A 2,384-nucleotide genomic window follows, 5' to 3' on the forward strand; every position below is an offset into this window, starting at 1 on the left:
GCTATTCTAAATCCGTGGATATGCTTAAACATTCAATCCGATTGTTACTTCATTATTTAAAGTATAGAGAAATACCTGTGTTTGCCTGATTCATCCCGCATTTATGCAACGCCAGATATTGCAATTGCTGGGGATGATGAAATCATGATTCTGAGGCTATCACGGTAACTGCTGTTGAAGTTCCTGAACTGACTGAACAAGAGCAGGGCGTCGGGAGCAAAGCGGTGAAGAGGTCAGAGTCTTAGCAGTGAAGCAGTCCGCAGAAAGGGGTTTTTCCAAGTAGAGGAACTGCCCAATCCGTAAGGGTTCCCGTCGAGTCTAAACCCCATCAAAAAGAAGGGCTTGTCGATAGGCACCACTACTGTTAAAACCGAGCTAAGTTGCGAGATTCAGCAAAAACATCAATCTTGATGCATTTTCTGTTGATTTTCCGTATAGTAAGTAGTTGGGCGTTTTCTTGTTTTAATGACAATTATGAGTTCAAATCAGCAGTTTCTGCAAAATTTATACGAAGCCTTCAACAAAGGCGAGATTGAAACAATCATCTCGGTGATGCACCCGGACGTGAAATGGGCCAATGGGGTGGAAGGCGGTTTCGTTTATGGACGCGACGCGGTGCGCGAATACTGGACTAATCAATATAAGGTTATTCAAGTGCAACTTGAAACCTTAAAATTCGAGACGGATGAAAACAATTGAAATGTCGTTACCGTTCATCAAATCGTCAGAGATTTGCAAGGCAATTTGCTTGCGGATGCAACAATTGAGCAAATTTTTACTATTGAGGATGGTTTGATAAGTCTTTATGAAATTGGCGAAACCGAAACAATCCAACAGATGATTCATTCATACGAGAAACAAAAATGAGTAATTGAGAAGGCAGTTACAATTCGAGCCGTTGATTTACTGATCGCAATGAAGAGAGGTTAGTAACTTCGGTCAGATTCTGTATAAATACGTATCCGCTATTTGCTCCCATCGTAGCCAAACAATCCGCTTGCACCCGAACGTTTAGACCCTTTTCATATTGCCCAAAAGAATTAAGATGTTGACTTGCTGCCCCACCCCATAACCGCAAAAAAGCCACCATCTCCGTATCACACAATCCAGAATCTCCCAACTCAGACATTACCCCTTCAGAAGACCCAGCTTCAGCAATCATTGACGTTCCTGCTGTTGAAGTTTCAGAATTAACCGAGCAGGAGCAGAGCGATAAGCCTGACGGCATGGCTACGCTTGCCGCCTGCATGCACATTTGAGCAATGGTAGCTGCCTAATTGTGCAATCAGTATTGCTTTGTTTTACCATTAATTTAGCACAACAGGTGAATGCCTAATTTTAGTTCCAGATATATTGTATAAATGAAGGAAGCAGTACTCAATGCAGTGACGGCTTAAAAGTCAGCCATGATTTACCAGCGATTGATACCATTAGCTGGAATAACTTTTGATTTTTGACTTCGAGGGAAGCGGCACTCAGTTTCTCTTTCTCAAAATAAAAATCTTATAAATGATACGTATAAATAAAATTGTTATATGAGGTCGATTATAGTTAAGATTTTGACAGGCTTTAACCTAATAAGTAGGTCGGCGTCAATAATTATTGTTGGGGTAAGGCAATTCTTGCAAGGGACAGGAGGAAGAAAGGCTTGAGCCTTGTTTACTTTTATTCAGATAGTTTGGTTTTATTGTGTCAGCTTAGTTATCCCAATTAATTTAAATGAGTCGGCGTCAAAAAAAACCAACTCTATAAAGAGAAGTAAATACGGAAAATACATCTACAGAGGTGATTGAGAGATGGGTGCGTAGAGATTTGCAAAAATGTTAATAAAACTACTAAATGATTATTAAAAGCTGGTTCGGTCGAGGTTGGCAGTGGAAAATTGGGGGTTATGTCTCTTTAGTGGGGATACTCTCAATAGGAGTAAGCGATCGCGTTAATGCTCAAATCGTGCCTGATAATACGCTGGGCGCTGAAGGTTCTGTTGTTACACCCAATGTCAATATACGGGGTATTCAAAGCGATCGCATTGATGGTGGCGCAACTCGCGGCGCTAACCTGTTTCACAGTTTTCAGGAGTTTAATGTGGGTGAAGGCAGGGGGGCTTATTTTGCCAATCCCACTGGAATTGAGAATATCTTAACTCGCGTCACGGGCAGCAATCCTTCTAATATTTTGGGCAGGTTGGGGGTTTTGGGTGAGGCGAATTTATTTTTGATTAATCCGAATGGGATTGTATTTGGCCCGAATGCCAGTTTGGATATCCAGGGATCATTTCTGGCGACGACAGCCGATCGCATAAAGTTGGGGGATAGTGGCTATTTCAGTGCAACACAACCGCAAACAAGTAGTTTGCTTTCTGTGAGTCCGGGAGCGCTGTTTTT

At 41.9% G+C, this 2,384-nt stretch carries 3 protein-coding genes and 1 pseudogene; 3 read left to right on the forward strand and 1 reads right to left on the reverse strand.

Annotation, left to right across the window (positions count from 1 at the left end; translation table 11 throughout):
* Positions 1-89: pseudogene (locus H6G97_RS49920) on the forward strand (IS1 family transposase); the annotation flags it as partial.
* A 385-nt stretch (positions 90-474) separates the two neighbouring features.
* Positions 475-699 (forward strand): nuclear transport factor 2 family protein, encoded by a 225-nt coding sequence (locus H6G97_RS54500; protein ID WP_242056185.1) that lies wholly within the window; start codon positions 475-477, stop codon positions 697-699.
* 184 nt (positions 700-883) lie between these two features.
* Here H6G97_RS54500 and H6G97_RS49930 read toward each other — a convergent pair whose 3' ends face one another.
* The gene (locus H6G97_RS49930; protein WP_190947635.1) at positions 884-1,162 is read right to left on the reverse strand and encodes a hypothetical protein; all 279 of its coding nucleotides are present in this window, start codon (positions 1,160-1,162) and stop codon (positions 884-886) included.
* Positions 1,163-1,839: 677 nt separating this feature from the next.
* On the opposite strand from H6G97_RS49930, the gene H6G97_RS49935 reads away from it, so the two are divergent.
* Positions 1,840-2,384: filamentous hemagglutinin N-terminal domain-containing protein (locus H6G97_RS49935; protein WP_190947636.1), on the forward strand; the 545-nt coding region annotated here is incomplete at its 3' end.

It is taken from the genome of Nostoc flagelliforme FACHB-838, from assembly GCF_014698065.1.
Lineage (GTDB): Bacteria > Cyanobacteriota > Cyanobacteriia > Cyanobacteriales > Nostocaceae > Nostoc > Nostoc flagelliforme_B.